Origin of the sequence: Streptomyces sp. NPDC088554, from assembly GCF_044752945.1 — a bacterium.
Lineage (GTDB): Bacteria > Actinomycetota > Actinomycetes > Streptomycetales > Streptomycetaceae > Streptomyces.
Map to the genome: position 1 here is coordinate 1 of NZ_JBIVMF010000011.1, position 19,413 is coordinate 19,413.

Below are 19,413 nucleotides of genomic sequence, written 5' to 3' on the forward strand. Positions count from 1 at the left end.
CCACGAACGGCAGCCAGCCTGAGAGCCACACCCCACCCCCCTGGGTGCCACAACCCTACGAATGGCTGCGGGCAACCCGTGATCTGAAAGGTAGGGCCGCCTGATGCCGCACCGCCCCCGTCTCTCCTGCCCCGATCAAACCGGCAGCGCCCGCCCCGCGCACTCACGCCGGACCCGGAACCGGCCGCTCAACCCCGCGCCGCTGATGACCATGCGCAAACCTGGTCAAGGGCCCTCGCCGCCACAGCCTGCGGCTGCCCCGCTGATCACCTCGGCCGCCTCGGTCTAACCCCCCTCCCGCCCAACCGCCTCGCGCCGACCGCGAGCACCACGCCTCGTGGTCGGCACGACGGCACCCCATGCCTTCAACTGCCCGGAAGGACAGCCCAGATGACCGACATCGACCCGCGCACGGACCCCTCCCTGTTCACCCGGGACCTGCTCGCCCTTGCCCAGCGAGACGACTTCGACCGCATCACCACCGCCGTCGATCGCCTGGCCGGCTGCACCAGCCGATCCAACTCACCGGCCAGACAACCACGTTGGACTCCACCACCCACGAAGTGCTGCGGCATTACACCACCGCCGATGAACCCCTCGGCCGCCTCCTCGTCGCCTGCGGCAACCGCCGCGCCACCCGCTGCCCCGCCTGCTCGCGCACCTACGCCGCCGACACCAACCACCTGATCCGCGCCGGACTCTCCGGGGGCAAGGGCACCCCCGACACCGTCCGCACCCACCCCGGCGTCTTCACCACCCTCACCGCCCCCAGCTTCGGCCCCGTCCACAACCGCCCACCACCCGCACCGGCAAGCCCCGCCCCTGCCACTGCGGCAACCACCACCGAGCCGACCACCCCGCCCTCGGAACCCCACTCGACACCACCACCTACGACTACGCCGGAGCCGTCCTCTTCAACGCCCACGCCGGAGCCCTCTGGGCCCGCTTCACCACCTACCTACGCCGCGCCGTCGCCCACGCTGCCAGACTCACCACCACCGAGCTGCGCGAGCACTGCCGCGTCTCCTTCGCCAAGGTCGCCGAGTTCCAAAAGCGCGGCCTGATCCACTTCCACGCCATCATCCGACTCGACGGCCCCGACGGCGGCACTACCACCCCGCCCCACTGGGCCACCGCCGACCTGCTCACCGACTCCGTACGCCAAGCCGCCCACCGCGTCGCGATCACCATCACCGGCGACTCGATCGGAGAACGCCAACTGACCTGGGGCACCCAACTCGACACCCGCGAGATCACCCGCCCCGACGCCACCGCCGACGGCTCCACCCCGCTCACCGACGCCGCCGTGGCCGGGTACATCGCCAAGTACGCCACCAAGAGCGCCGAAAGCACCGGCACCATCGACCACCCCCTCTACCGCACCCCGTGCAAGGGACGCGGCCGAATACCCACCGGCGGTGGCCTGACCGAGGAGTGCCACCGCTGCGAGGGAACCGGGCTCGCCGAACCGATCGCCGATCTCCGGGGCGCCGGCCACATCCGCCAGATGATCCGGACCTGCTGGGACCTCGGCACCCGGTCATCCGACTTCGCCGACCTCAAACTGACCAAGTGGGCCCACATGCTCGGCTTCCGGGGCCACTTCTCCACCAAGTCCCGCCGCTACTCCACGACCCTGGGCCACCTGCGCGGCACCCGCCGTACCTGGCAGGCCGAGCAAGCCCGAATCCGAGACGGACGACCGCCCATCGACCCGGCCACCACCCTCGTCCTGTCCAACTGGCGATTCCTCGCCACCGGCTACAACCCCGGCGAAGAGATCTTGGCGCACACCGTCCGCGACAACCGAGCAGCAGCACAGCGCCTCAAGCGAGAGGGGGACATGCGGTGACACCGTTGACGGCGGACACCTCCGCATCGTTCTCCCGGCTCTGCCCCGACGAGGCTGTGGACCGCTGGATCGAGAAGCACTTGGCGACGGCCACGCGCTTCTCGAACGACCAGCTTCAGGAGATGGGCCTCATCCTGGGAGTGCAGCTGACTCGGCGGACTTCCACACCGGGATGAGCTGCTCCACATCGAAGGGCTTGTTGCCCATGCCGCTGGGCAGCGCGATGACCGCGTGCAGAGCCTTCTTGATCAGCTCCCGCTGTTGCCGGATGGTCTTCGACTTCCATTCCTTTTCGACGTCGGCTGTCGCCTCCTCGGCGGCGGCCTTCGCCGCGATGTTCTTCGCCTGATCGGCCCGCAACTCCTTGATGGATTTGTCCACCGTCGGGAGGTTCCGGAAGAACTGCTCGTCATCGATCTCGCCAGCGTTCCAACGCTGTTCGAGGGCGGTCCGTCGACCTAGCGCGGCCTCCAACTCATGCTCACGGCCCCAGTCCGGTACGTCCTTGACCGCCGCTGCGGCATCGGCCTTCAACTTCGCCAGGACGAGCTTGGCGATGTGCTTGTCGGTCTCATCCCCGCGTTTGTACGTGCCGTTGCAGCCGCCGTCCACGGTCTTCTTGCAGAAGTACCCGTGCTCATACGTGACCCACTCGTTGGCCTTCTGGCCCTTCATCGGGTGGTTGCACTTCGTGCCGTCCTCCAGTGTGTTGCCGCAGCGGAGGATGTTGGTCAGCAGGTACTTGTGGACGAGCTTCCCGCCCGGCTGGCCGCTGCCACCACGGGATCGGATGGCCGCGACCACGGCGAACCACTCCTTCGGCGTGATGATCGCCGTCCACTCGCCGACCACCGGCTGATCGTCACCATCGCGGACCAACTCGTCCTTGATCTCGCGGTACCCGCAGAGCCGGGCGTTCAGCAGCACCTGCTTGACGCTCTGGTACTGGAAGAGGTTGCCCCGGGCGGTGAGGTGTCCCGCCTTCTTCCACTGCCGAGTGATCTCGGAGATGGACGCGCCAGAGATCACGTCCTTCACGGCCTTCCTGATGGCAGCCGCTTCCACCTCCCGCAGCGTGATCTTGTCGTCGTCCCAACCGAACGGGCGCCACGCTGAGACGGACTGGCCACGGACGGCCCGGTTGCGGTGGCTGTTGCGCGAACGTCGCTGCTTCTTCCGGGTCTCCGCGAGTGACATCGCGACACCCACGAGTCCCTTGATCTCGAAGCCTTCGGCGTAGAGATCCTGCACGCCGTTGGAGTCCCAGTACACCCGGCCCTCGTGAGCGGTGAACGCCCGGAGGTACCGCTCCCAGTCGCCGGGGCGCCGGTACAGCCGGTCGTCGTTGTCCGCCATCACGCCGTGGATGGGGTAGCCCTCGGGCGTCTGCCCGGCGGCGAGGTCCACCACCAACTGCTCGAAGTCGTCGCGGACGACGTTCTCCTTGCTGGCGCTCTTGTCGTTGTCCGTGTAGCGGTAGACCACCAGCCACCCGAACGAGCGGGCCTTCTCGCTGAGGTTCCGGTGCTGGTCCTCGACGCCGTGGGCGTCCTTCACCCGACCGTCGAACGAGATGCGCGCGTAGCAGACCACGCACTTCAAGGTGGGGTTGGCATCCAGCATCGCCCGGACCTCGGCGACCGACGGGAGATCCGCCGGCGTCCCCCTGAGCTTGCCGATCAGCTCGTCACGCGTTCCCATGGTCGGACCCCCTCCTTGGTGCCAAGAACTTCAGGCAGTAGATCAGCCCGTCCTGCCTTTGATCAAGTTCTACTCGATGAAGATCTCGCAGGACATCAGGCGCCGGCACGGCGGGGAGCTGGGCGGTACGCCGTCCACGGAGGCCGTGGAGATCGAGGCGGGTATGGCGGAGAAGTCCAGGGAGTTCGCCGCGTCCGGCCACCGCGTCTATCTGCCGCTGGCGGACTGACCTCCGGACGCGGGGGACCGACACCCGAAGAGGGACGGGCCTCGGGAAGAGGGCCGGCCGCCCGTCGGGGTGTTACTCCGGCGGGTGCTCCGGGCCTCCGAAGTCGGGACTGGTGAAGTCGGGGCTGCTGAAGGTCGGGCGCTGGCCTGCGGTGGCGCCCTTGTCCGGGCTGGAGAAGTCCGGCCTGCTGTAGCCGATCTTGGGCAGGTGCTTCACCCGGCGGGGCGGGCCCGGCGCGATCGGGGTGGCGCTCGGGTCGTTGAGCGCGTCTCTCAGGAAGGGCAGGATGCCGCGCTCCAGCAGGGCGTGGCGCCAGGCTTCCCGGGCGCGGGCGACCTCGTCCGGCAGGTCGCCGCCGGGGAACTCCTCGGCCGGGAGCTGGGCCGCGCTGTTGCGCAGGGCGGTGACCAGCAGACCTATCGCGGCGGCCAGGATGCCGACCACGGTGACGGCGGCGAAGAACCAGCCGACGGCGAGCATGCTGGCGGCGAAGGCGGGCGGCGGACTGAACGCCTCAAGGAGGTAGCCGACCAGCAGGAAGATCACCGCGGCGGTGCCTCCCAACAACGGGACCAGCACCGTGATGACGGCGGCGAACCCCGCGCCGGAGTCCGGTGCCCCTTCACCGGCCGGGTGCAGGACGGAATCCTGGACCGAGTCGGCGGCGGGGGCGCGGAAGTCCTCACGGAGCTCCGCGTAGTGCGCGTACTCGGCGGCGGCCGACTCGGTGATCAGCGCGGTGGAGTTCAGGGCCATGGTGCGCAGTTGGGCGGTGTTGAGACGCTGCCCGATCTTGGCGAGATCCGGACGGTCGTGTGCGGTGCGCAATGCCTCGTCGAGGATGCGCTCGAAATCCGCGCGATCCTCGCTCAGCAGGTGTGGAGCGCTTTTCATCTGCATCCCCCGATACTCCGTAGGGCCGGTTCGCCCGTGTGGGACGAGCTGTTGCCGTAAACGGAGGAGAGCCTGCTACGGATAACCCGATGGTAGAGCTGTTCTGGCACGGGGTGACAGGGGGTTTCCGGAATTGGCCTGTGCTTTGGGATTCATTCGGCCAGGGGGAGTTGGACCACCAGCAGTTTGCCCGCCATCGTGACGCCGCCGTCCATGGCGATGGCAAGTCCATCGGCATATACGTGCGGCCCTTCCACGACCGGCCCGCTGTCCTCCTCGCCGTCCTCGCCGTCTTCGCCGCCGACTTCGCCCAGCAGATAGGGAATCGGGCTGTGGCCATGGACGACGCGCTGTCCGCCGTACCGGGAGAGGAGTTCCTGGACCGCCTGCGGGCCGCCTTCGTCGCGGAAAGCGAAGCGTTTGGTGAGTTTACGGAACAAATCCCAGCATTCGTCGGCATCATTGCGGGTGAGGATCTGGTGGACGGTGTCGTTGACATCGTCGATGGTGGATCCGTAGTCGAGATAGGCCGTTGTGTCGGAGTGCATCAGCAGATGCCCGTCCTGTTCTACGACCGCGTCGAGTCGGGACATCCACTGGAGATGGACATCCTGGAGCCGTTCCATATCGGTGCGCTGGCCGCCGTTGAGCAGCCAGGCGGCCTGGAAAGTGGCGGTGCCCGCACCGGAGTTGACGGGGGTGTCGCCGAACCGCTTGGCGCCGATGAGCAGCAGTTCGTGATTGCCCATCAGGGCTTTGCAGTAGCCGCCGGAGGCCGCCGCTTCTGCGGAGAGCCTCATGACGAGGTCGATGACGCCGATGCCGTCGGGGCCCCGGTCGGTGAAGTCGCCGAGGAACCAGAGCCGGGCGTTGCCCGCGGCCCAGTGGCCCTCGGCGTCGATGAGGCCCTGTTCGGCCAGGGCCGCGTGGAGTTCGTCGAGGTAGCCGTGGACATCGCCCACCACGTAGAGCGGGCCGAGGCCGTCGGGTGTCTCGACGTCGGCCATCTGGACCTGGATGGTGTCCCCCCGGTTGATCACCGGAAGGTCGAGTTCGGTGGGGGTGTAGCCCTCGGGCAGCTCGTCGTCCGGGAACGCGTTGCCGGGATGCCCCGACGGGCCGCCGGGCGCAGGGTCGGACGGTCCGGGCTGTCCCGGCTGTCCGGACTGCACGGGAACCTGCGCGTACGGCGGCACGCGGAAGTCGCGCAACGTCGCCGTCCGCACCACGGGTCCCTGACCGGCCCCCTGTGTCATCGACCCCTCCACCACCGTCGCGCCGCCGTACACCTCTCGACCCGCCCGGCCGGACGGGGTGAGCCCGTCGACGGTGAGGGAGAGTCCATGGTGTCGTGCGCCCATCATAGGAACGCCGCTGGTCCTCTGTGATGCACCAGGGGTGGTGAATCCGGTCGGACCTTCGGTTCGACGGCGTTTTTCGCGCCGATCGCCCGAAATGCGAAAGGTCTGGTCCTTCGGCCAGTCCTGGAGATTCTACGGCCCGTGGGCGACGGACCCTTGGCGGGCTCCCGGCCGCCGTTCAGGGAGCGGCCCGTGTCGCCAGGCCGTGTCGTCGGTATGCCTTGCCGGTACGCCTCGTTGGTACGCCTCGTTGGTACGTCTCACCCGTTCGTCTCGCCCGCTCGTCTCGCCCGCTCGTCTCACCCGCTCGCGTCGCTGTGCGAGCGGGTGAAGCGGCCGGTCGCCGTGTCAGTCGCCCGCGGGTGAGCGCGGCGGGCTGACCGTCGTGCGGGACGGGCGGCGCTGTGAGGAGGTTCGGATGATCAGCTCGGTCGGTATGACCTGTTCGACCGGCCGACCGGTGTCGATCCCCTCGATGGCGTCGATGAGGAGCTGGATGACGGCGGTGCCGATCCGGCGCGGTTTGAGCGAGAGCGTGGTGATGGGCGGCTCGGTGGCGGCGTATACGGCGGACTCGCTGCAGCACACCAGCAGCAGGTCCTCGGGGACGCGCAGTCCGTACCGGCGGGCGGCGGCGAGCAGGTCGGTGCCGTTGGGGTCGAAGAGCCCGTAGACGGCGTCGGGGCGGTCGGGCCGGGCCAGCAGCCTGTCGGCGGCTACGGCTCCGGCGCGTGGGTCGTGGGCCGGATAGGACTCGTAGACCGGGTCCTGGCCGACGCGCTCGCACCATTGCAGATAGGCGGTGGTGGAGAGCCGGGTGTAGGTGTCCGTGGTGGTGCCGGTGAGCAGGCCGATTCTGCGGGCCCCGGCGTCGGCGAGGTGGTCGAGGAGGTCGAGGACGGCCGCCTCGTGGTCGTTGTCGACCCAGGCGGTGACGGGGAGGGTGCCCGCGGGGCGGCCGTCGGAGACGACGGGAAGGCCCTGGCGGACGAGTTCAGCGACGACCGGATCGTGGTCGGAGGGGTCGATGACGACGGTGCCGTCGAGGGCGACGTTCGACCAGACGTCATGGCGAGAGGTGGCGGGGAGGATGACGAGGGCGTAGCCGCGGGCGAGCGCGGCGGAGGTGGCGGCCCTGGCCATCTCGGCGAAGTAGGCGAATTCGGTGAAGGTGAAAGGTTCATCCCCGTACGTGGTCACGGTCAGGCCGATGAGGCCGGACTTGCCGGTACGGAGGGTTCGTGCGGCGGCGGACGGGCGGTAGCCGAGGCGCTCCGCCACTTCTCGGACATGGCGGCGGGTGGCGTCGGGTAACCGGCCCTTGCCGTTGAGGGCGTCCGAGACAGTCGTGATGGAGACACCGGCTGCGGCGGCTACGTCACGGATGCCCGCTCGAGTTTGCCGGTTGCTCCGGCGGGTTGTGTCCGTCCGGCTCACCTGGTGTTTCCCTGCTGCTGTCATGGCGAGCCGATAGTAGGGCTCGGGCGGGCGGTGCGGCCGGTCGCATATGCACCCGGCAGCAGGCACGTTTCTGCATGGTCGAAGATACCCAACTGGCTTAGAAGTTAAGGGCGTTGGCTGTTCTTGTTTTGATCTGCAAGGCAATGTGCGGTCTGGACCTGTTGAGGGGTCCATGTTTCGAAGAGGTCTCAACTCACCTCTACGGGGGATGCGCGCCACGGCGTGAGCCACGGGCGCGCATCGGAACCCCGAGCGCGCCCCTCTCCGGAAGGCCGCCCTTCGCGAGAGCCGGGAACCTCATAGGGTGAGGGGTATTGAACGTGGACGGAATCGTTCGGTGTCGAAGGTGTACGGACTGACCCGTGAACGGCCGAGGAGGACCTGCGGTGAGCGAGACGAGCCCCAAGCTGCGCGCCGAACTGGACGGCATCCCGACCTACCGGCCGGGTCGGCCGGCCGCGTCCGGCGGGCCCGTCGCGTACAAGCTGTCCTCCAACGAGAACCCCTATCCGCCGCTGCCCGGGGTGATGGAGCAGGCGGTCTCGGCGGCGGGGGTCTTCAACCGGTATCCGGACATGGCCTGCACCGCCCTGGTCGGCGAGCTGGCGGATCGCTTCGGGGTGCCCGTCTCGCATGTGGCGACCGGCACCGGCTCGGTGGGCGTCGCCCAGCAGCTGATTCAGGCCACCGCGGGCCCCGGTGACGAGGTCATGTACGCCTGGCGGTCCTTCGAGGCGTACCCGATCATCACCCAGGTCTCGGGCGCGGCCTCCGTGCCGGTGCCGCTGACGGCGGACGAGACGCACGATCTGGACGCGATGGCGGCGGCGATCACCGACCGCACCCGGCTGATCTTTGTCTGCAACCCCAACAACCCGACCGGCACGGTGGTGCGCCGGGCCGAGCTGGAGCGGTTCCTCGACCGGGTGCCCGGCGATGTGCTGGTGGTGCTGGACGAGGCGTACCGCGAGTTCATCCGCGACGCCGAGGTGCCGGACGGGATCGCCCTCTACCGCGACCGGCCGAACGTCGCCGTGCTGCGTACCTTCTCCAAGGCGTACGGCCTGGCCGGGCTGCGGGTCGGCTTCGCCGTCGCCCATGAGCCGGTCGCCGCCGCGCTGCGCAAGACCGCGGTCCCCTTCGGGGTGAGCCAGATCGCGCAGGAGGCGGCGGTCGCCTCGCTGCGGGCCGAGGACGAGCTGATGGGCCGGGTCGGCTCGCTGGTCGCGGAGCGTACGCGGGTGTACGGGACCCTGGTCGACCAGGGGTGGACCGTGCCGGTGACCCAGGCCAATTTCGTCTGGCTGCGGCTCGGCGAGCGCACGGTGGACTTCGCCGCGGCCTGCGAGGCGGCGGGAGTGGTCGTACGGCCCTTCGCGGGAGAGGGCGTCCGGGTGACGATCGGTGAGACCGAGGCCAATGACCTCTTCCTGCACGCGGCGGAGGCGTTCCGCAAGGAGCTGTAGCCCGTCGGGCGTGGCCGGGGCGGTCCCTTCCGGGGCCGCCCTTCGCTGTGTGCGGAGTTTCGGGACCCCCGTGTGTAGATCCGGAAGGGTGTGCGACATAATGCTTGTGAATGTGAACGCGTTCACAAGCGTGTCCCGTTCTTGGTGGTACGCCCGGGGTAAAAGGGGCAAGCTGCCGCTGTGATCCGGCTTGTGGCGTACGCGGCGATGTGACGTAAGGAGAGAAGACGTGGATCTCGCTCTGGCGCCGGAAACCCTGGCGCGCTGGCAGTTCGGCATCACCACCGTCTACCACTTCCTCTTCGTGCCCCTGACGATCTCGCTCGCCGCGCTCACCGCGGGGCTGGAGACGGCGTGGGTGCGCACGGAGAACCCCAAGTACCTCAGGGCCACGAAGTTCTGGGGCAAACTCTTTCTGATCAATATCGCGATGGGGGTCGTCACCGGCATCGTGCAGGAGTTCCAGTTCGGGATGAACTGGTCCGACTACTCGCGGTTCGTCGGCGATGTCTTCGGCGCCCCGCTCGCCTTCGAGGCGCTGATCGCCTTCTTCTTCGAATCCACCTTCATCGGACTGTGGATCTTCGGCTGGGACAAGCTGCCGAAGAAGATCCATGTGGCCTGTATGTGGATGGTCTCCCTGGGCACGATCCTCTCCGCGTACTTCATCCTGGCGGCCAACTCCTGGATGCAGCACCCGGTCGGCTACCGGATCAACAAGGAAGCGGGACGGGCGGAGCTCACCGACTTCTGGAAGGTCCTGACCCAGGACACCGCGCTCACCCAGTTCTTCCACACCATGACCGCCGCCTTCCTCGTCGGTGGCGCCTTCATGGTCGGGATCGCGGCCTTCCATCTGGCCCGCAAGAAGCACATCCCGGTGATGCGGACCTCGCTGCGCCTCGGGCTGATCACCGTGGTGATCTCCGGCATGTTCACCGCCGTCAGCGGTGACACCCTCGGCAAGGTCATGTTCAAGCAGCAGCCGATGAAGATGGCTGCCGCCGAGGCGCTCTGGGACGGCGAGGGGCCCGCGCCGTTCTCGGTGTTCGCCTACGGGGACGTCGACAAGGGCCACAACTCGGTCGCCATCGAGATCCCCGGACTGCTCTCCTTCCTGGCCAACAACGACTTCACCTCGCACGTCCCCGGCATCAACGACATCAACAAGGCGGAGCAGGAGAAATTCGGCCCCGGCGACTACCGGCCCAATATCCCCGTCGCCTACTGGAGCTTCCGCTGGATGATCGGCTTCGGCATGGCGTCCTTCACCCTCGGACTGCTCGGACTCTGGCTGACCCGGAAGAAGTTCCTGCTGCCGGCGGTGCTGCGGACGGGCGAGAACGAAGTGCCGAATCTGGTGCTCTTCCGGAAGAAGGCGCTCCACCCGAGGTTCGCCAAGTGGTACTGGATCACCGCCCTCTGGACGATGCTCTTCCCACTGATCGCCAACTCCTGGGGCTGGATCTTCACCGAGACGGGCCGCCAGCCCTGGGTCGTGTACGGAGTACTCCGCACCGCCGACGCGGTCTCCCCCGGTGTCTCCCAGGGTGAGGTGATCGCCTCGATGACCGTCTTCACCCTGCTGTACGCGGTCCTTGCGGTCATCGAGGTCAGGCTGATGGTGAAGTACGTCAAGGCCGGGCCGCCCGAACTCACCGACGACGACCTCAACCCGCCCACCCGGATCGGAGGCGACCACGCGGCCGCCGACCGGCCGATGGCCTTCTCGTACTGAGGAGTCGATGAGCCATGGAACTCCACGACGTCTGGTTCGTCCTGATCGCCGCTCTCTGGACCGGCTACTTCTTCCTCGAAGGGTTCGACTTCGGGATCGGGGTGCTGACCAAGCTGCTGGCCCGTGACCGCAAGGAACGACGGGTCCTCATCAACACCATCGGCCCGGTCTGGGACGGGAACGAGGTCTGGCTGCTGAGCGCGGTGGGAGGCACCTTCGCCGCCTTCCCTGACTGGTATGCCACGCTGCTCTCCGGCTTCTATCTGCCGGTGCTGCTCATCCTGATCTGTCTGATCCTGCGCGGGGTCGCGTTCGAGTACCGGGTGAAGCGGTCCGGGGAGAGCTGGCAGCGGAATTGGGAACACACGATTTTCTGGACCTCGCTGATCCCCGCCGTGCTGTGGGGTGTCGCCTTCGCCAATATCGTGCGAGGAGTCAAGATCGACGCGCACAAGGAGTACGTCGGCACCCTCGGGGACCTGCTCAACCCGTACGCACTTCTCGGCGGGCTGGTGACCCTGGTCCTCTTCACCTTCCACGGCGCGGTGTTCGCGGCGCTCAAGACGGTGGGGGACATCCGGGTCAGGGCGGGGAAGCTGGCGATCGGTCTGGGCGCGACCGCCGCCGTACTGGTGCTCGGGTTTCTGGCCTGGACCCAGGCGGAGGACGGCAATGGCAAGACCCTGATCGCGGCGATCGTCACCGTGCTGGCGCTGGCCGCCGCCATCGGGGCCATCGCGGCGGGGCGTGAGGGCTGGTCCTTCGCGTTCTCCGGGGTGGCGATCGTGGGCGTGGTCGCTGTGTTCTTCCTGGCGCTCTTCCCGAACGTCATGCCGTCCTCGCTCAATGAGGCGTGGAACCTTGATGTCACCAACGCCTCCTCCAGCCCGTACACGCTGAAGATCATGACCTGGTGCGCGGGGATCGCGACGCCTCTCGTCATGCTCTACCAGGGCTGGACGTACTGGGTGTTCCGCAAGCGGATCGGGACCCAGCACATCGCTGACGCGGCGCACTGAGGAACCGTGTTTCACGTGAAACATCGCCGGTGTTTCACGTGAAACCAATCGGTACAGGCACACCGCCGGTACACGCCACGAGGAGTGGGTGTTTCACGTGAAACCAATCGACCCGCGTCTGCTCCGGTACGCCCGCGCCACCCGCTTCTTCCTGGTGGCGGTGGTGGTTCTCGGGCTGGTCGGAGCGGGACTGGTCATCGCGCAGGCGATGCTGATCGCCGAGGTGGTGGTCGGCGCGTTCCAGCGCGGGTCGGGCGTCTCCGAGCTGCGGACCGCGCTGTTTCTGCTGGCCGCCGTCGCCGTCGGGCGGGCCCTGGTCGCCTGGCTGACGGAGCTGGCGGCCCACCGGGCCAGCGCCGCGGTCAAGTCCGAGCTGCGCGGCCGTCTGCTGGAGCGGGCGGCCCGGCTCGGGCCCGGCTGGCTGAGCGAGCAGCGCACCGGCTCGCTGGTCGCGCTCGCCACCCGTGGTGTCGATGCCCTCGACGACTACTTCTCGCGCTATCTGCCGCAGCTGGGGCTCGCGGTGGTGGTGCCGGTGGCGGTCCTGGCGCGCATCGTCACCGAGGACTGGGTGTCGGCGGCGGTGATCGTGGTGACCCTGCCGCTGATCCCGATGTTCATGGCGCTCATCGGCTGGGCCACCCAGTCCCGGATGGACCGGCAGTGGCGGCTGCTGTCCCGGCTGTCGGGACACTTCCTGGATGTGGTGGCCGGGCTGCCGACCCTCAAGGTCTTCGGTCGGGCCAAGGCGCAGGCCGAGTCGATTCGTTCGATCACCTCGGAGTACCGGCAGGCCACCCTGCGGACCCTGCGGATCGCTTTCCTGTCGTCCTTCGCGCTGGAGTTGCTCGCGACGCTGTCAGTCGCGCTGGTCGCGGTCGGGATCGGGATGCGGCTGGTCCACGGGGACCTCGATCTCTACACCGGTCTGGTGGTGCTGGTCCTCGCGCCCGAGGCGTATCTGCCGATCCGGCAGGTGGGGGCGCAGTATCACGCGGCGGCCGAGGGGCTCTCCGCCGCCGAGGAGATCTTCATGGTCCTGGAGACCGAGCCGCCGACGGGTGGCACGGGTGAGGTGCCCGGTGCGCTACGGCTGGAGCTGGAAGGGGTGACGGTCCGCCACCGGGGCCGTACGGAGCCCTCGCTCGACGCGGCCACGCTCACGGTCGAGCCGGGGGAGACGGTCGCCCTGGTCGGTCCGAGTGGTGTCGGGAAGACCACGCTGCTCAATGTTCTGCTCGGGTTCGCCGTACCCGACGAGGGCCGGGTACGGGTGGACGGCCAGGACCTGGCCTCCCTCGACCCGGACCGCTGGCGGGAGCGGATCGCCTGGGTTCCCCAGCAGCCCCGTCTCTTCGCCGGGACGATCGCGGAGAACGTACGGCTGGCCCGTCCCGACGCCGGGGACGCGGCGGTACGGGACGCGCTGCGGGACGCGGGCGCGGCCGGGTTCGTGGCGGCGCTCCCCGAGGGCGCCGACACCGTGCTCGGCGAGGACGGTGCGGGGCTCTCGGCCGGCCAGCGCCAACGGCTCGCGCTGGCACGGGCCTTCCTCGCGGACCGGCCGCTGCTGTTGCTGGACGAGCCCACGGCGGCGCTCGACGGCGAGACGGAGGCGGGCATCGTCGACGCGGTACGGCGGCTCGCGAGGGGGCGTACGGTCCTGCTGGTCGTCCACCGGCCCGCGCTGCTCGCGGTGGCGGACCGGGTGGTGGAGCTGTCGGCGGAGAGCCGGCGTCAGGGGGAGCCGGGCGCCGGTGGGGAGCCGGTAGCCGTGGTTCCGGGTGACATCGTCCGTCCCGTACCGGCCGCGCCCGAGGATGCGGAGGTGTCCGGAGCAGGTTTCGAGGGCGCGGGCGGTGGGGGTGGGCGTCCGCTCGCGCGAATGCGTGCGGCCGCCGGGAAGCTGCGCGGGCGCTTCGCCTTGGCACTGGTCCTCGGAAGCTGCGCACTCGGGTCGGCGGTCGGCCTCATGGCAGTCTCCGGCTGGCTCATCTCGCGGGCCTCCGAACAGCCGCCCGTGCTCTATCTGATGGTCGCGGTGACGGCGACCCGGGCCTTCGGTATCGGCCGGGCCGTCTTCCGGTACGCCGAGCGCGTCGTCTCGCACGACGCGGTGCTCAGGATGCTCGCCGACCTCAGGGTCTCCGTCTACCGGCGGCTGGAGCGCATCGCCCCGGCCGGGCTGCGCGAGACCAGGCGCGGGGATCTGCTGTCCCGGCTCGTCGCCGATGTGGACGAACTCCAGGACTACTGGCTGCGCTGGCTGCTCCCCGTGGGCAGCGCCCTGCTTGTCGCCGTGGGCGCGGTCGGGTTCACCGCATGGCTGCTGCCCGAGGCCGGCGCCGTACTGGCCGTGGGGCTGCTCGCCGCCGGAGTGGGCGTACCGCTGCTGACCGGGACGGTCACACGGCGGGCCGAGCGGCGGTTGGCCCCGGCGCGCGGACTGCTGGCCGCGCAGGCCGCCGAACTGTTCCAGGGGCTCGCGGAACTGACCGTCGCGGGCGCGCTCGGGGACCGGCTGAGCCGGGCGCGTCGGGCGGACGGGACGCTGACGGCCATCGCCTCGCGGGGCGCGACCGCCAACGCGCTCGGCGGCGGGCTCTCGGCCCTGGCCTGTGGGCTGACGGTGGTCGCCGCTGCCTTCGCCGGGGTCCAGGCGGTCGGCGCCGGGCGGCTGGCGGGCGTCGAGCTGGCCGTGATCGTCCTGACCCCGCTCGCCGCGTTCGAGGCGGTTACCGGGCTGCCGCAGGCCGTGCGGTACCGGCAGCGGTCGCGGCGGAGCGCGGAGCGGGTGTGCGAGGTGCTGGACGCCCCCGTTCCCGTACACGAGCCCGAGCGGCCGGTGGTCGCTCCCGGGTCGCCGTTCCCGCTGGAAGCGCGGGGGCTGGCCGCGCGGTATCCGGGGCAGCGGCGGGACGCGCTCAGCGGTCTCGATCTGACGCTGACGGCGGGCAGGCGGGTCGCCGTCGTCGGCCCTTCCGGGTCGGGCAAGACGACGCTCGCGCAGGTGCTGCTGCGCTTCCTGGACGCGCGCGAGGGCAGTTGCCGTCTCGGCGGTACGGACATCGCCGCGCTCGACGGGGACACCGTCCGGCGGTTCGTCGGGCTGTGCGCCCAGGACGCGCACCTCTTCGACAGTTCCGTACGGGAGAACCTCAGGCTCGCCCGTACGGACGCCACCGACGGCGAACTGCGCGACGCGCTGCGCCGGGCCCGGCTGCTGGACTGGGTGGACGCCCTGCCCGCGGGCATCGACACCCTGGTCGGCGAGCACGGCGCCCGGCTCTCCGGCGGCCAGCGGCAGCGTCTGGCGCTGGCCCGCGCGCTGCTCGCGGACTTCCCCGTGTTGGTCCTGGACGAACCCGCCGAGCATCTGGATCTGGCGACGGCGGACGCGCTGACCGCCGATCTGCTGGCGGCGACCGAGGGGCGTACGACGCTGCTCATCACCCACCGGCTCCAGGGGCTGGACACGGTGGACGAGGTGATCGTGCTGGACGGGGGCCGTCCCGTACAGCGTGGTCCCTACGGTGAACTGGCTTCGGAGGAGGGGCCCTTGCGACGGATGCTGGAGCGGGAGCGGGCCGGTGATCTGCTCGACGCACGGAAGCCGACTTTCCTTGTCAAATAGGACTTATTAGGCTCAGGGGTATGGATGTGCCCGAGTCTCTGGATCCTCTCGACGCCCCCTCCTCCGACCTGGACCCCCTGGAAGCCGCTCTTCGCGCCGCCGCCAGCCTGGAGGGTCTGTCCGCCGAGACCGCCGCGCGGGTGCCACAACTGCTGGAAGCGATGTGCTCGGCCGGCGCGGGCCTCGGGCTGCACGCCACACTTGACCGGATCTGCGCGACCGCGGCCCAACTCGTCGGCGCCCGGTACGCCGCGATCGGGGTGGTCGACGGGACGGACGAGGGCCTCGCGGATTTCGTCACGTACGGGGTGGACGAGGACGTGGCCCGGGGGATCGGACACCGTCCGGACGGGAACGCCGGGCTGCTCGGCGTACTGCTGAGGCATCCGGACCCGATCCGGCTCGCCGATCTGCCGGCGGACCCGCGCGCGGCCGGCGTCCCGTCGGGCCATCCGTCGATGCGTACGTTCCTGGGGGTGCCGATCCATGGCCGGGGCGAGATCCTCGGCAACTTCTATCTGGCCGGGAAGTCGCCCCGCGAGGACGTGGCGGGCCGCGCCGCCCCGGCCGAGTTCAGCGACTACGACCTGCACATGCTGCGGGTGCTCGCGACCGAAGCCGGCATCGCCATCGGCAACGCCCGGCTGTACGAGGCGGCCCGGCAGCGCGAGCGGTGGATCGAGGGGTCGGTGGCCGTCACCACCGCCCTGCTCTCCGGGGGCGAGGCCGATGACGCGCTCTCGGTCGTCGCCGAACAGGCGCGCAGGCTGGCGGATTCGGCGGTGGGCGTGGTGCTGCTGCGGACGGCGGACGGCGGGCTGGAGATCGTGGCGGTCGCGCCGGACCATCCCGCCGTCAAACCCGGTGATGTCATTCCGGCGGAGAGCCCCCTCGCCGCGACACTGCTGGCCGGTGAGCCCGTCTTCGTGGACGACTCCCCCACCGACCCCCGGATGACGAGCACGCTGGTGGTCGGTTTCGGCCCGAGCATGCTGCTGCCGCTGCGCACCGATGGCCGGGTGCTCGGCGCGCTCGCCACACCCCGGGTACGCGGCGGGCGCCGGTTCGGGGAGCGGGAAAGGACGCTGGCCGCCCAGTTCGCCTCGCAGGCGGCGCTGGCGCTGAGAATGGCCGAGGCGCAGCGCGACCGGGAGCGGCTGGCGGTCCTGGAGGACCGTGACCGGATCGCCCGCGATCTCCACGACCTGGTCATCCAGCGGCTGTTCGCCACCGGGATGATGCTGGAGAGCGCCCAGCGCGGATCGGTGGCGCCGGAGGTGCACCAGGGCATCGACAAGGCGGTCGAGGCGCTGGATGTGACGATCCAGGAGATCCGTACGGCCATCTTCGCGCTCCAGCGGGGGCCCGCCGAGGAGCCGTCGGGGCTGCGCACGCGGGTGCTGCGGGAGATCAACATGGCGGCGGTGCCGCTGGGGTTCCGGCCCGCGCACCACTTCGCGGGCCCGGTCGACTCGGCCGTCGGCGAGCTGGTGGGGAAGAACCTGATCGCCGCTCTCCGCGAGGCCCTCTCCAACGCCTTCCGGCACGCGGGGGCGACCCGTATCGTCGTCGTCGTCGACGCCACCGCCCGGCTGCCGGACGGCAGGGGTGCGGTACGGCTGTCGGTCGCCGACGACGGGGTGGGGATCCCGGACGGCGGCAGGCGCAGCGGGCTGCGCAACCTCCGGCGGCGGGCGGAGTCGCTGGGCGGGTCGAGCCGGTACGAGGGGGGACTCGGGGCGGACGGCGGCGGGACGACGGTGCTCTGGGAGGCTCCGCTGTGAACCGCCGGGCCTCGCTCGGACCCCACCGGGCCCGTCCGCGCCGTATTACCGGGCCTGCTGCTGCCGGGCCAGGATCTGTTCGATGACGATCGCCACGCCGTCCTCGTTGTTGGTGAGGGTGCGGCCGGAGGCGGCGGCGAGCACGTCCGGGTGGGCGTTGCCCATCGCGTACGAGGTCCCTGCCCAGGTCAGCATCTCCAGGTCGTTGGGCATGTCGCCGAAGGCGACGACCTCGTCGGAGGAGATGCCGCGCTCGGCGCAGCACAGCGCGAGGGTGCTGGCCTTGCTCACCCCCGGGCCGCTGATCTCCAGCAGCGCGGTCGGGCTGGAGCGGGTGAGGGTGGCCTGCTCGCCCACGGCGGCACGGGCCAGCGTGAGGAAGCCGTCCGGGGTCAGCTCGGAGTGGTGCGCGAGCAGCTTCAGCACGGGGGCGGTGGCGTCCGTACCGGAGCCGGATTCCTGGAGGAGTTGCTCTGCGGTGGCGAGGGTGGCGCCCGGGTCCTCGTAGAAACGCGGGTACGTCGGCTCGTAGTGGATGCCGGTGGCGGTCTCGACCGCGAAGGTCGTCCCGGGGGCGGCGTCGCGCAGTGTCTGTACGACGCCGAGGGCGACGGCGCGGTCCAGCGGGCGGTGGCTGAGCAGCTTGCCGTCGTCGTGCAGATCGACGACCGAGGCGCCGTTGGCGCAGATGGCCATGCCGTGGCCGTGTACATGGTCCCTGACGACATCCATCCAGCGGGCGGGCCGTCCGGTCACGAAGAAGACCTCGATGCCGGCCTCCTCGGCGGCCGCGAGCGCCTTGATCGTACGGTCCGAGACGGACTTGCCGTCGTGCAGCAGGGTGCCGTCGAGATCGGTGGCGATCAGCCGTGGCCGGGCGGGGAGCGGGGAGTCGTCGAGCGGGGGCACTGATCCATTGGGTCCATGGGGCGAGGTCACCAGGCCATTCTCCCGTACGAATACGCACGGGCGTGCGGAGGGGCGCACATTTGAGCCGTCGGGCGGCACCCGGGTGGGGTGCCGCCCGACGGCTCGGCTCGGACGGGGGTGGAGGTCAGGCGCCGGCGGCGACCACCGAGAAGACCGCGCCCTGGGGGTCCTGCAGGATGGCCATCCTGCCGACCTTGTCCATGTCGAAGGCCGGCGCCAGCACCGATCCCCCGGCGCGTACGAGAGCATCCACCGTGCTGTCCGTATCGTCCACGGCGAAGCTCACGAGCCAGTGCGGCGGGACACCCTCGGGGAGGTTCTCCATGCCCTGTACGCCGCCGATGGGGCGTCCCTTGACCAGGAAGCCGGTGAATTCCGGCATATTGGGCAGCGGGGCGGTCTCCAGACCCAGCGCGGCGCGGTAGAAGACGCCTGCGGCCTGAGGATCCGAGGTGCTCAGCTGGTTCCAGATGAGCGCGCCGGGCTCATTGACGATCTGGGCACCGGGGAAGTCCAGCGGCTGCCACACCCCGAAGAACGCGCCCTGGGGGTCCGTGGCGATCAGCATGCGGCCGATCGTGCCGACATCCATGGTGGGGGAGACCACCGAGCCGCCGTTCGCGCTGATCGCGCTCTGGGTGGCGTCGGCGTCCGCGCTGGAGAAGTAGGTGCTCCAGTGGGGCGGCGGCGGGGGCGTGTCGTCCTGCGACGGCATCGTCTTCATGATCCCGGCGACCGGCTTGCCCTTCAGGGTGCACATCGAGTAGCCCCCGAACTCGTCGGGGCCCACCTCGCCCTGCCAGCCGAAGAGGTCGCGGTAGAAGTCCAGGGCGGCCTGCTGGTCCGGGACCATCAGATCGACCCAGCACGGTGTGCCGGGTTCGTACGGAGCGGTGACTTCGGGCATCTGTCGTCTCCAGCGTCTGTCGGCGGTCAGCGGTGGTCTCTGCGTCGGGCGGCCGTTGTGGTGGCCGGCTGTTGTTGATCAGCGAGCCAGGCCGGCCAGTCCGGCGCGGAGGTCGTCGGCGTTCATGACGGGGTGCAGGGTGACCTTGGCGCCGGCGTGGAAGAAGGGCTCGGCGACGGACGGCATTTCGGCGGCGTCCTTCATGTCGAAGACGAGGAGGCAGGTGCGGCGGCCGTCGATGGCCGTGAAGTACGCCGCCTCCGGCTTCAGGTGCTCGATGACACCTTCGATGGTTTTGGTCAGGGTGCCGTCGTTGACGGCGTGGTTGGCGGTCGCGGTGTCCAGCCGCGCGGTCAGTAGCATCCTCATGGCGCTCACCCTTCCGGCGGGACCGTGCCCGGCGCACCCGCGCGGTTGGTGGCGGGGGGCCGCGGATG

Annotated in this window: 13 protein-coding genes and 1 pseudogene; 7 read left to right on the forward strand and 7 right to left on the reverse strand. The window is 69.9% G+C overall.

All coding sequences use genetic code 11. The annotated features are described in order from the left end of the window. Positions 1 to 390 precede the first annotated feature (390 nt). A pseudogene (locus ACIP8W_RS14635) lies at positions 391 to 1,852 on the forward strand (replication initiator). A 129-nt stretch (positions 1,853 to 1,981) separates the two neighbouring features. On the opposite strand, the gene ACIP8W_RS14640 reads toward ACIP8W_RS14635, so the two are convergent. Then, positions 1,982 to 3,553: a recombinase family protein gene (locus ACIP8W_RS14640; protein ID WP_402151121.1), complete on the reverse strand. Its 1,572-nt coding sequence runs from the start codon at positions 3,551 to 3,553 to the stop codon at positions 1,982 to 1,984. A 76-nt stretch (positions 3,554 to 3,629) separates the two neighbouring features. On the opposite strand from ACIP8W_RS14640, the gene ACIP8W_RS14645 reads away from it, so the two are divergent. Then, positions 3,630 to 3,782, forward strand: a complete 153-nt coding sequence (locus tag ACIP8W_RS14645) for a thiamine biosynthesis protein ThiC (RefSeq protein ID WP_402151126.1) — start codon at positions 3,630 to 3,632, stop codon at positions 3,780 to 3,782. A 72-nt stretch (positions 3,783 to 3,854) separates the two neighbouring features. Here the strand turns inward: ACIP8W_RS14645 and ACIP8W_RS14650 are convergent, their stop codons facing one another. The 3 genes from ACIP8W_RS14650 to ACIP8W_RS14660 form a co-directional block, all read right to left on the reverse strand. Continuing rightward, on the reverse strand, positions 3,855 to 4,682 hold the full coding sequence (locus ACIP8W_RS14650) for a hypothetical protein (protein WP_401958686.1): 828 nt from the start codon (positions 4,680 to 4,682) through the stop codon (positions 3,855 to 3,857). Between the two features lie 146 nt (positions 4,683 to 4,828). Next, a complete protein-coding gene (locus ACIP8W_RS14655) occupies positions 4,829 to 5,947 on the reverse strand; it encodes a metallophosphoesterase (protein ID WP_402203324.1) in 1,119 nt (372 codons plus the stop codon). Positions 5,948 to 6,385: 438 nt separating this feature from the next. Then, positions 6,386 to 7,498, reverse strand: a complete 1,113-nt coding sequence (locus ACIP8W_RS14660) for a LacI family DNA-binding transcriptional regulator (protein WP_401958685.1) — start codon at positions 7,496 to 7,498, stop codon at positions 6,386 to 6,388. 386 nt (positions 7,499 to 7,884) lie between these two features. On the opposite strand from ACIP8W_RS14660, the gene hisC reads away from it, so the two are divergent. The 5 genes from hisC (at position 7,885) to ACIP8W_RS14685 (ending at position 17,139) form a co-directional block, all read left to right on the forward strand. After that, positions 7,885 to 8,964, forward strand: coding sequence for a histidinol-phosphate transaminase (hisC, locus tag ACIP8W_RS14665; RefSeq protein WP_401958683.1), 1,080 nt, complete (start codon positions 7,885 to 7,887; stop codon positions 8,962 to 8,964). Between the two features lie 229 nt (positions 8,965 to 9,193). After that, the gene (locus tag ACIP8W_RS14670; RefSeq protein WP_401958682.1) at positions 9,194 to 10,702 is read left to right on the forward strand and encodes a cytochrome ubiquinol oxidase subunit I; all 1,509 of its coding nucleotides are present in this window, start codon (positions 9,194 to 9,196) and stop codon (positions 10,700 to 10,702) included. Positions 10,703 to 10,716: 14 nt separating this feature from the next. Beyond that, the gene (cydB, locus tag ACIP8W_RS14675; protein WP_401958680.1) at positions 10,717 to 11,721 is read left to right on the forward strand and encodes a cytochrome d ubiquinol oxidase subunit II; all 1,005 of its coding nucleotides are present in this window, start codon (positions 10,717 to 10,719) and stop codon (positions 11,719 to 11,721) included. 97 nt (positions 11,722 to 11,818) lie between these two features. Beyond that, the gene (cydD, locus tag ACIP8W_RS14680; RefSeq protein ID WP_402203190.1) at positions 11,819 to 15,355 is read left to right on the forward strand and encodes a thiol reductant ABC exporter subunit CydD; all 3,537 of its coding nucleotides are present in this window, start codon (positions 11,819 to 11,821) and stop codon (positions 15,353 to 15,355) included. 20 nt (positions 15,356 to 15,375) lie between these two features. After that, entirely contained in the window at positions 15,376 to 17,139 is a 1,764-nt protein-coding gene (locus ACIP8W_RS14685) for a GAF domain-containing protein (protein ID WP_402203192.1), read from the forward strand. A 45-nt stretch (positions 17,140 to 17,184) separates the two neighbouring features. On the opposite strand, the gene ACIP8W_RS14690 is transcribed toward ACIP8W_RS14685, so the two are convergent. The 3 genes from ACIP8W_RS14690 to ACIP8W_RS14700 form a co-directional block, all read right to left on the reverse strand. Further along, positions 17,185 to 18,078, reverse strand: a complete 894-nt coding sequence (locus tag ACIP8W_RS14690) for an HAD family hydrolase (protein ID WP_401958671.1) — start codon at positions 18,076 to 18,078, stop codon at positions 17,185 to 17,187. A 115-nt stretch (positions 18,079 to 18,193) separates the two neighbouring features. After that, on the reverse strand, positions 18,194 to 18,976 hold the full coding sequence (locus ACIP8W_RS14695; protein ID WP_401955014.1) for a VOC family protein: 783 nt from the start codon (positions 18,974 to 18,976) through the stop codon (positions 18,194 to 18,196). A gap of 78 nt (positions 18,977 to 19,054) precedes the next feature. Further along, positions 19,055 to 19,345, reverse strand: a complete 291-nt coding sequence (locus ACIP8W_RS14700; protein ID WP_401955016.1) for a hypothetical protein — start codon at positions 19,343 to 19,345, stop codon at positions 19,055 to 19,057. Positions 19,346 to 19,413 lie beyond the last annotated feature (68 nt).